The 8,399-nt window shown below is 65.9% G+C and carries 7 protein-coding genes and 3 tRNA genes; 7 read left to right on the top strand and 3 right to left on the bottom strand.

What is annotated here, in order from left to right; translation table 11 throughout:
- Nucleotides 1-134: 134 nt before the first annotated feature.
- The 7 genes from ACIPR8_RS05330 to ACIPR8_RS05300 all read left to right on the top strand — a co-directional run bounded on the left by ACIPR8_RS05330 (nucleotide 135) and on the right by ACIPR8_RS05300 (nucleotide 4,664).
- On the top strand, nucleotides 135-1,535 hold the full coding sequence (locus ACIPR8_RS05330; RefSeq protein ID WP_132862792.1) for a PhoH family protein: 1,401 nt from the start codon (nucleotides 135-137) through the stop codon (nucleotides 1,533-1,535).
- 5 nt (nucleotides 1,536-1,540) lie between these two features.
- The gene (locus tag ACIPR8_RS05325) at nucleotides 1,541-2,032 is read left to right on the top strand and encodes a hypothetical protein (protein ID WP_132866051.1); all 492 of its coding nucleotides are present in this window, start codon (nucleotides 1,541-1,543) and stop codon (nucleotides 2,030-2,032) included.
- A gap of 11 nt (nucleotides 2,033-2,043) precedes the next feature.
- Nucleotides 2,044-2,715 carry a YoaK family protein gene (locus ACIPR8_RS05320; RefSeq protein WP_446540348.1) on the top strand — a complete coding sequence of 224 codons (672 nt, stop codon included), beginning with the start codon at nucleotides 2,044-2,046 and terminating at the stop codon, nucleotides 2,713-2,715.
- 34 nt (nucleotides 2,716-2,749) lie between these two features.
- Nucleotides 2,750-3,559, top strand: coding sequence for a bifunctional hydroxymethylpyrimidine kinase/phosphomethylpyrimidine kinase (thiD, locus tag ACIPR8_RS05315; RefSeq protein ID WP_313251290.1), 810 nt, complete (start codon nucleotides 2,750-2,752; stop codon nucleotides 3,557-3,559).
- Nucleotides 3,556-4,398: an alpha/beta hydrolase family protein gene (locus tag ACIPR8_RS05310; RefSeq protein ID WP_446540347.1), complete on the top strand. Its 843-nt coding sequence runs from the start codon at nucleotides 3,556-3,558 to the stop codon at nucleotides 4,396-4,398. The genes thiD and ACIPR8_RS05310 overlap by 4 nt, the downstream gene beginning before the upstream one ends.
- A gap of 62 nt (nucleotides 4,399-4,460) precedes the next feature.
- A tRNA-Arg gene (locus ACIPR8_RS05305) sits at nucleotides 4,461-4,537 on the top strand.
- Nucleotides 4,538-4,587: 50 nt separating this feature from the next.
- Nucleotides 4,588-4,664 (top strand) — tRNA-Arg (locus ACIPR8_RS05300).
- A 501-nt stretch (nucleotides 4,665-5,165) separates the two neighbouring features.
- Here the strand turns inward: ACIPR8_RS05300 and ACIPR8_RS05295 are convergent.
- The 3 genes from ACIPR8_RS05295 to alaS form a co-directional block, all read right to left on the bottom strand.
- A tRNA-Ser gene (locus ACIPR8_RS05295) sits at nucleotides 5,166-5,258 on the bottom strand.
- Nucleotides 5,259-5,330: 72 nt separating this feature from the next.
- Nucleotides 5,331-5,534, bottom strand: a complete 204-nt coding sequence (csrA, locus tag ACIPR8_RS05290) for a carbon storage regulator CsrA (RefSeq protein WP_132862742.1) — start codon at nucleotides 5,532-5,534, stop codon at nucleotides 5,331-5,333.
- Between the two features lie 140 nt (nucleotides 5,535-5,674).
- The gene (gene alaS / locus ACIPR8_RS05285) at nucleotides 5,675-8,326 is read right to left on the bottom strand and encodes an alanine--tRNA ligase (protein ID WP_446540346.1); all 2,652 of its coding nucleotides are present in this window, start codon (nucleotides 8,324-8,326) and stop codon (nucleotides 5,675-5,677) included.
- Between the last annotated feature and the right edge of the window lie 73 nt (nucleotides 8,327-8,399).

The raw sequence follows: 8,399 nt of genomic DNA, 5'->3' as shown, positions 1-8,399 counted from the left end.
GGGCCTGGCCGCCGGGGGGTTGCCCGCCTTTACGCCCCCCAACGCAATGTCCCCCCCCCCCCCCCCCCCCCCCCCCCCCCCCCCGCCCCCGCGGGGGGGGGGCCGTGACCCTGTCCCGCCACCAGGAATCGACGATGACCCGAGGCAAGCGCATCTACGTACTGGATACCAACGTGCTGATGCACGATCCGACCGCGCTGTTCAAATTCGAGGAACACGATGTCTACCTGCCCATGCAGGTGATCGAGGAGCTGGACAACGGCAAGAAGGGCACCACCGAAGCGAGTCGCAACGCCCGCCAGGTGAGCCGCTTCCTCAACGAACTGATCGAGGCGGCCGGCATCAACAGCGTCAACGAGGGCGTGCCGCTGCAACGTCCGCAGGGCCTGCAGCTGCGCGGCGCGCAGAGTGCCGGCCGCCTGTATTTCCAGACCAGCCATTTCGACGCTGGCAAGAGCTTTGGCAAGGTCATCCCGGACAACGCCATCCTCGGCGCGATCCTGGCGCTGAAGGAGCAGCACCCGGAAACACCGGTGGTGTTCATTTCCAAGGACATCAACCTGCGCATCAAGGCGGCCATCGCCGGCATCGACTCGGAGGACTACGAGAACGACCGCGCGCTGGACGACTTCAGCCTGCTCTACACCGGCGCCAACGCGCTGCCGGAAGACTTCTGGAAGAAGCACACCGACGACCTGCGCAGCTGGAGCGACAAGGGCCGCACCAGCTACGAGATCCGCGCCACCGACGACGAGGACTGGCATCCCAACCAGTACGTCTACCTGCCCGGTGACGACGAGGTGGAACTGAAGGTCGCCAAGGTCGAGGGCGATGGCCGCGTCGTGCTCAGCCTGGTGGATGATTTCCGCCATGGCTCGCATTCGGTCTGGGGCATCACCGCGCGCAACCGCGAGCAGAACTTCGCGCTCAACGCACTGATGGACCCGGAGATCGACTTCGTCACCCTGCTCGGCACCGCCGGTACCGGCAAGACCCTGCTGGCGCTGGCCGCCGGCCTGGCCCAGACCATGGATACCCAGCGCTACCGCGAGATCATCATGACCCGCGCCACGGTCAGCGTCGGCGAGGACATCGGCTTCCTGCCCGGCACCGAGGAAGAGAAGATGACGCCGTGGATGGGCGCGCTCACCGACAACCTGGAAGTACTCACCCACAACCAGGAGGGCGGCGCCTGGGGCCGCGCGGCCACCAACGACCTGCTCGCCAGCCGCATCAAGATCCGCTCGCTGAACTTCATGCGCGGGCGCACCTTCCTGTCGCGCTACCTGATCCTGGACGAGGCGCAGAACCTCACCCCCAAGCAGATGAAGACGCTGATCACCCGCGCCGGCCCGGGCACCAAGATCGTCTGCCTGGGCAACGTGGAGCAGATCGACACGCCGTACCTGACCGAAACCACCTCCGGCCTCACCTACGCGGTGGACCGTTTCAAGAATTGGCCGCACAGTGCGCACATCACGTTGCGCCGGGGCGAGCGTTCGCGCCTGGCCGATTACGCCTCGGAGGTCCTGTGAAACACCTGCATGTCCTGCTGTCGGCCGGCGCGATCCTCGCGCTGGCCGCCTGCACCCCGTCCAACGTCAAGCCCGGCGCCCTCGTGCCGACCGCGATCAAGGCCGGGCAATCCTGGGTGGTCACGCGCCCGGTCGTCGCCGCGCAGGTGCTGGACACCTGTTCGCGCGACAGCCCGGCCCGCCATGCCGGCGCGGTAACCGGCTACTGGGCCCCCAGCCGCAGCGATGTCGATGCGCTGGAAAGCCACCTGCCGCAGCTGTCCGCCTCGGTGCCGGATGCTGCGCAGTCCAACCGCCAGTACGTCGGTTTCGAATCCGAAGGCAGGCGCCTGATCTACGTCAACGCCTTCCCGCTGCCGGACCACAGCGAGATCAACCCCGCCCGTGAAGCCATCCGCGTCTGCGATGGCGGTCGCCAGTTCTGGGGCGCGGTCTACGACCCGCAGGCCGGCAGCTTCTCCGACGTGCAGTTCAACGGCCCGCCCGCGACGCCCTGAGTGCGAGGGACGTGGGAATACGCCTGCCCACCTGGGTCTGGATTGGTGCCGTCGCACTGTCGTGCGTTGCCGGCATGGTCAACGTGGTCGGCTTTCTCGGCTTCGAGCACCAGGCCGTCAGCCACCTGACCGGCAGCACCAGCCAGCTGGGCATGGCACTGGCCCAGGGAGACTGGCGCAGCGTCGGCCACCTCTGGGGCCTGCTGATCGCCTTCTCGCTGGGCGCCATGCTCAGCGGGCTGCTCATCCAGGACAGCACCCTGCAACTGGGCCGCCGCTACGGCGTGGCCCTTGCGCTGGAATCGATGCTGCTGTTGCTGGCCATTCCCCTGTTCAAGCAACACCAGGCGTGGGGCGCGATGTCCGCGGCCATGGCCTGCGGCCTGCAGAACGCGTTGGCCACCACCTTCAGTGGCGCGGTGGTGCGCACCACCCACCTCAGCGGCATGTTCACCGACCTGGGCATCGGCCTCGGGCATCTGCTGCGCGGCCTGCCACTGCAATTGCGACGACTGACCCTCAGCGGCCTGATCATCAGCGGCTTCCTCGCCGGCGGCGTGATCGGCGCCTGGCTGTTCGTGCGCTGGCAGTACGACGCGCTGCTGGTCCCGGCCCTGCTGACCGGCCTGACCGGCCTGGGCTACGTGCTGTATCGCCAATGGGCGCTGTTCCGGCATCACTGAGGCGGGCATCGCGCAAACACTGCACAATCGGCGCATGACTCCTTCCACGCCCGTTTCCGCCCTGACCATCGCCGGCTCCGACAGCGGCGGCGGCGCCGGCATCCAGGCCGACCTCAAGGCCTTTGCCGCCCATCGCGTGCACGGGCTGTCGGCCATCGCCGCGCTGACCGCGCAGAACACCCGCGGCGTCACCGCCGTGCATGTTCCGCCGCTGGGCTTCCTGCGCGCGCAGATCGACGCCTGCTTCGACGACTTCGACATCCATGCCGTCAAGCTGGGCATGCTGGCCAATGCCGAGGTGATCCATCTCGTCGCCGATGTACTTGAGCAACGCCGTCCCGCCCACGTGGTGCTGGACCCGGTGATGGTCGCCACCAGCGGCGCCAAGCTGCTCGAAGACAGCGCCCTGCAGGCCATGCGCGAACGCCTGGTACCGCTGGCTACGCTGCTCACCCCCAACACACCCGAGGCCGAGTTGCTGCTCGGCCGACGCATCACCCATGCCGGTGACGCCGAGGATGCCGCCGCCGCATTGATCCAGCTCGGGGCCGGCGCCGTCCTGCTCAAGGGCGGCCACCTGCACGAAGGCAGCCGCGTCATCGACCGCTATTTCGACGGTGTCAGCAGCGAGGAGTTCAGCCACGCACGACTGCCGGTGGACGCCCATGGCACCGGCTGCACGCTTGCCTCGGCCATCGCCGCCCAGTTGTGCCGCGGCCTGAGCGCGGCCAACGCCTGCGAAGCGGCGATCGACTACGTCGCACGCGGCCTGCGCGGCGGCTACCTGCCCGGCCGCAGCGAGGTCATGGTGCTGGATCACTTTGGCGCGGCACCTTCCGCATGATCGGCGAGGCCCGCTTGGACGTCACCACGACCGATGGGCACCGCTTCGAACTGCTGGCGCAGTTGCCTGACCGTCCCATTGCCAGCCTGCTGTGGCTGCCCGCCCTGGGCGTCGCCGCCCGCCACTACCTTCCCTTCGCCGAAGCATTGGCGGCACGCAACATCGCTGTGTTCCTGCATGAGTGGCGTGGCAACGGCAGCAGCAGCCTGCGCCCGGGCCGCCACCAGGACTGGGGCTACCGCGAGCTGCTGCAGCACGACCTGCCCGCCGCCCAAGCCGCGCTGCACGCTGCGCTGCCGGGCCTGCCGATGCGCCTGGGCGGGCACAGCCTCGGCGGACAGCTCGGCAGCTGTTACGCCGGCCAACGGACCGACGAACTGGATGCGCTCTACCTGGTCGCCAGCGGCACGCCATGGTGGCGCAGCTTTCCCCCGCCCCGTGGCTACCTGCTCCCCTTGGCCTATCGCTTCCTGCCCTGGCTCGCCGATCGCAATGGCACCCTGCCCGGACGTCGCGTGGGTTTCGGCGGTACCGAGGCCCGTGGTCTGATCCGCGATTGGGCCCGCGTCGGCCTCAGCAACCACTACGCCGCCGCAGGATTGGATGCTGACCTGGAGGCAGGGCTGCGCCGCATCCAGGCGCCGGTCGCGGCCGTTGTGTTCGATGCGGACTGGCTGGCACCGGCCAGCTCCATGCGCGCCCTGTTGGCGAAGATGCCGGCTGCTCCAAGCACGCTGCAATTACTCTCTTCGGCCCAGCTCAACGCCCGTGCAGATCACTTCCACTGGATGAAATCTCCGCAGGCCGTCGCCTCGGCATTGCTTCATCACGATGATTAAGAAAATTTCACAAAGGCGTTGACGCAGCCGCAGCATATCCGCATAATCTCGCTCCTGACGACGCGCCCGTAGCTCAGTTGGATAGAGTACCTGGCTACGAACCAGGCGGTCGGGAGTTCGAATCTCTCCGGGCGCACCACGTCAGAAAGCAGAATTCAATTCTGCATGCTTCAAAACCTAATGAAATATGCGCCCGTAGCTCAGTTGGATAGAGTACCTGGCTACGAACCAGGCGGTCGGGAGTTCGAATCTCTCCGGGCGCACCATTTCAATAAAAAACAGCAGGCGCAGCCTGCTTTTTTTATGCCCGTCGTCCGGGCAGCCCTACCTATCCCCCCTCCCTCGCACGCGCCGCCGCAAGGCAGCCGCGCGCACCCGGCACGAAACAGCCCTCAGACGCGCGCGATCACAGCGCCACGCGCAACATACAGCTCCGTCGACAACCCCTGGCCGCCTGCATCACCCAGGCAGGCGTCGTGTACACCCTGACGCGCACCAAGCAAGGCAACAGGACAGCGCACCACTCGCCACCACGGCACCCTACCGCCTCATGCTTCGCCGTGCGCATCACGCATGCGGATCCCGCCTGAAAACGCCCTCAAAGGCATGCCCCAAGCAATGCATGCAATTCACCACGGCATCGCCTCAACCCACCCTCAGCATTGATGACAACGAAGCCGGCAGGCTTCGAACACACGCACATGCATCGCACCCCGAGGCAATATCACGGGCAATAAAAAAGCCCCTGAAAAGGGGCTTTTTTAGACTGGCGGAGTGAGAGGGATTCGAACCCTCGATAGAGCTTTTGACCCTATACTCCCTTAGCAGGGGAGCCCCTTCGGCCTCTCGGGCATCACTCCGTTTTTCTTGCCCGCTGCGTATTCCGTAGCGGGGCGCGAAGAATAACGTTAAACGAGGTGAAAGGTAAACCCTTATTCGGAAGTTTCTTCACTTCCCGATGCACCCGCATCATCGCCACGCTGGATGCGCTGGAAAATCTCCTCGCGATGCACTGCCACATCCTTCGGCGCGGTGATACCGATACGTACCTGGTTGCCCTTGACACCGAGCACGGTCACGCTGACCGAGTCGCCAATCATCAGGGTTTCGCCTACACGGCGAGTCAGGATCAACATTTTTGCGAATCTCCATGGAACCGGGGGGCTTCCCGCCGGCATTGGCGCGCTTTGAAGCGATGCGCCCCACGACAAAGGGAAAAGACTCCCAATGTTAACGGCAGGGCGCAAAGACCTTCAAGGCAGATTTCTGTTCATGTTCAGGTCAAATGCGGCTTTATCCACGCCAGCACACCGTCAAGGGCCGACACGAGCTTCGGACCATCCTCACCGCCACCCTGGGCCATGTCTGGACGGCCGCCGCCCTTGCCTCCAATCTGACCGGCGACATGGGAGAGCAGTTCCCCGGCCTTGACCTTGCCCAGTGCGGCGCCGTTCACACCGGCGACCAGCGCCGCCTTGCCATCCTGCACGCCCGCCAGCAGGATCACCGCATCGCCCAGCTGCTGCTTGAGGCGGTCCATGGCGTCGCGCAGGGCCTTGGCGTCAAAGCCTTCCAGGCGGGCGGCAAGCACCTTCACGCCACCAACCTCGATGGCCGAGGCGCCCAGGTCCTCGGTCGCACCGGAGGCCACCTTGGCCTTGAGTGCTTCCAGCTCGCGCTCAAGCTTCTTCTGGCGCTCGCCCAGCTGGCGGATCTTCTCCACCACGTCCCCTGCACTGCCGCCCAGCAACTGGGCCGCATCGTGCAGGCGCTGCTCCTCGTCGGCCACGTAGTCCAGCGCGCCCTGCCCGGTCACCGCCTCGATGCGGCGCACGCCCGAGGACACACCGCCTTCGGAGGTGATCTTGAACAGGCCGATGTCACCGGTGCGCGACACGTGCGTGCCGCCGCACAGTTCGGTCGAGTACTCGCCCATCTTCAGGACACGCACGTGCTCGCCGTACTTCTCGCCGAACAGTGCCATCGCACCGAAATCCAACGCTTCCTGCATGCCCATGTTGTGCACTTCGGCCGCATTGTTGGCACGCACCTGCTCGTTGACCTTGCGCTCGATGACAGCCAGCTCTTCGGCCGTGATCGGCTGGAAGTGCGAGAAGTCGAAGCGCAGGCGATCCGGTGCCACCAACGAACCCTTCTGCTGCACATGGGTGCCCAGCACTTCGCGCAGGGCCGCGTGCAACAGGTGGGTAGCGGAGTGGTTGAGGATGGTGGCGCCACGACGCTGGGCATCCACCTGCCCGGCCAGCACGTCACCGATCTTCAGGGCACCCTGCTTCACCGTACCGACATGGCCGTGGAACTGGCCCGCGAACTTCTGGGTGTCGCCGACGGCGATCTGCAAGCCGTTGCCCACCAGCGTACCGGTATCACCGACCTGGCCACCGGACTCGGCGTAGAACGGGGTCTGGTCAGTCAGCACGATGACCTCATCACCGGCCTGGACGCTCTCCACCGGACGGCCATCCTTGAGCAGCGCGACCACGGTCAGGCCATCGGCCTGCAGGCGGTCGTAGCCCAGGAACACGGTCGGCTTCAGCGTAGCGACCAGTTCGGCGGACAGCGTCACACCACCGCCGAACTTGCCGGCTTCGCGGCCCTTGCGGCGCTGGTCTTCCATTGCGGCGTCGAAGCCGTCGGTGTCCACGGTCAGGTCACGCTCGCGCGCGATGTCCTGGGTGAGGTCAAGCGGGAAGCCGTACGTGTCGTACAGGCGGAACGCATCCACGCCCGGGATCACGCCATCGCTCACCTTGGCGGCGACGTCGTCGAAGATCTTCATGCCGGCATCGAGGGTTTCGGCAAAGCGCTCTTCCTCGGCCTGCAGGGCACGCACGACCGTATCGGCCTGCGCCGGCAGCTCCGGATAGGCCTCGCCCATCTGCTCGACCAAGGTCGGCACCAGCTTGCTGAAGAACGGCTGGCGCACGCCCAGCATCCATCCATGGCGCAATGCGCGGCGGATGATGCGGCGCAGGACGTAACCACGGCCTTCGTTCGACGGCAGCACGCCATCGACGATCAGGAACGAACAGGCGCGGATGTGATCGGCGATCACGCGCAGCGACTTGTTCTCCAGGTCGGCCGTGCCGGTCAGCTCCGCGGCCTTGCGGATCAGCGCCTGGAACAGGTCGATTTCATAGTTGGTATGCACGTGCTGCAGGATCGCCGCCAGGCGCTCCAGGCCCATGCCGGTATCCACGCACGGCGCCGGCAGTGGCTGCAGCGAGCCGTCAGGCTGGCGGTCGAACTGCATGAACACCAGGTTCCAGATCTCGATGAAGCGGTCGCCATCCTCGTCCGGCGAGCCCGGGGGGCCACCGGCGATATGCGCTCCATGGTCGTAGAAGATCTCGGTGCAGGGGCCACACGGGCCAGTGTCGGCCATCTGCCAGAAATTGTCCGACGCGTACGGTGCACCCTTGTTGTCGCCGATGCGCACGATGCGCTCTTCCGGGATGCCCACCATGTCACGCCACAGCGCATGGGCTTCGTCGTCGGTGTGATAGACGGTGACCAGCAGGCGCTCGGCCGGCAGCTTCCAGACCTGGGTCAGCAGCTCCCACGCCCAGGCGATGGCGTCCTTCTTGAAGTAGTCACCGAAGGACCAGTTGCCCAGCATCTCGAAGAACGTGTGGTGACGGGCGGTGTAGCCCACCGAGTCGAGGTCGTTGTGCTTGCCACCGGCACGCAGGCAGCGCTGGACGTCGGCCGCGCGCACGTAGCTGCGCTTTTCCGCCCCCAGGAACACGTCCTTGAACTGCACCATGCCGGAGTTGGTGAACAGCAGGGTCGGGTCATTGCCCGGCACCAGCGGCGCCGACGGCACGATGGTGTGGCCCTTGCTCTTGAAGAATTCGAGGAAATCGCTGCGGATCTGGGAGGTAGTGAATTTGACAGGTGTATTCATGGGGACTGGCAATAAGCTGGCAGACGGGTCCCGACCACCCTGGCGGGCACGGGAATTCGGGACAACCGAAACC

This window comes from Stenotrophomonas sp. LARHCG68, from assembly GCF_052871705.1.
The sequence above is the reverse complement of the archived record's forward strand: the minus strand, read 5'-3'. Positions and strand labels throughout refer to the sequence as shown.

Bases quoted from the DNA above. Each gene is read 5' to 3' on its own strand.
- ACIPR8_RS05310 (WP_446540347.1), top strand. From the start codon at position 3,556: ATGATCGGCGAGGCCCGCTTGGACGTCACCACGACCGATGGGCACCGC.
- alaS (WP_446540346.1), bottom strand. From the start codon at position 8,326: ATGAATACACCTGTCAAATTCACTACCTCCCAGATCCGCAGCGATTTC.
- csrA (WP_132862742.1), bottom strand. From the start codon at position 5,534: ATGTTGATCCTGACTCGCCGTGTAGGCGAAACCCTGATGATTGGCGAC.
- thiD (WP_313251290.1), top strand. From the start codon at position 2,750: ATGACTCCTTCCACGCCCGTTTCCGCCCTGACCATCGCCGGCTCCGAC.
- ACIPR8_RS05330 (WP_132862792.1), top strand. From the start codon at position 135: ATGACCCGAGGCAAGCGCATCTACGTACTGGATACCAACGTGCTGATG.